The organism is Kitasatospora arboriphila, from assembly GCF_039528095.1.
GTDB classification, from domain to species: domain Bacteria; phylum Actinomycetota; class Actinomycetes; order Streptomycetales; family Streptomycetaceae; genus Kitasatospora; species Kitasatospora arboriphila.
Genome location: NZ_BAAALD010000292.1, coordinates 1 through 558, shown reverse-complemented (window position 1 = coordinate 558; position 558 = coordinate 1). Strand labels below are relative to the sequence as shown.

Here is a 558-nt window from a genome sequence, read left to right as displayed (position 1 = left end):
GAATTCCTGCAGCTTTATCGTCCGGGAAATATCACTAACGGACTCACGCGTAAGCATAGCCTGATCTCGTCCATTGACCGATGCATCAACGAACGTCTTTGATTCAATCTCTCCGCTTAATACAACCGTTTTGACAAATTTGGCCTGCTTGCCGGATTTAAGAGTAAACGTTTTGACATCTCCGTCACCTTCAAGCATACGGGCAAACTCTGAATTGCTATTACCGAGAACTCGCCCACGAGCTAAAACCTTTTTCATTTAGACTCTCCCCGGATGTATTCAATGCGGTCAAAAACTGCTTTCGTAAACCGTTCTGCTTCAGTACGTGCCTTTTTCAACGCTTCAGCACTACCAGGGTATGAAACAGGGTTAGCACTAATAATAGTGTCAAAAGATTCACCACATCGTTCGAATCCATCCAAACGTGGCAGTGACGAGTCCAGAATATTACTTGCATACACTTCGCGGGCCAGGCTATGCGAAGTTTCGTGATCACGCTTATTAGTCATTTTTGACATGAAACCGATACTCGCGCTCAGGCGTGGTTCCACACCTTCG

2 protein-coding genes are annotated in these 558 nt (G+C 45.7%); both read right to left on the bottom strand.

From position 1 onward, the window contains the following. The coding region (locus tag ABD353_RS40035) for a ParB N-terminal domain-containing protein (RefSeq protein WP_344628614.1) at positions 1-258 on the bottom strand (258 nt) is incomplete at its 3' end. Continuing rightward, on the bottom strand, positions 255-558 hold a 304-nt coding region (locus ABD353_RS40030), incomplete at its 5' end, for a hypothetical protein (protein WP_425555367.1). The genes ABD353_RS40035 and ABD353_RS40030, both read right to left, overlap by 4 nt.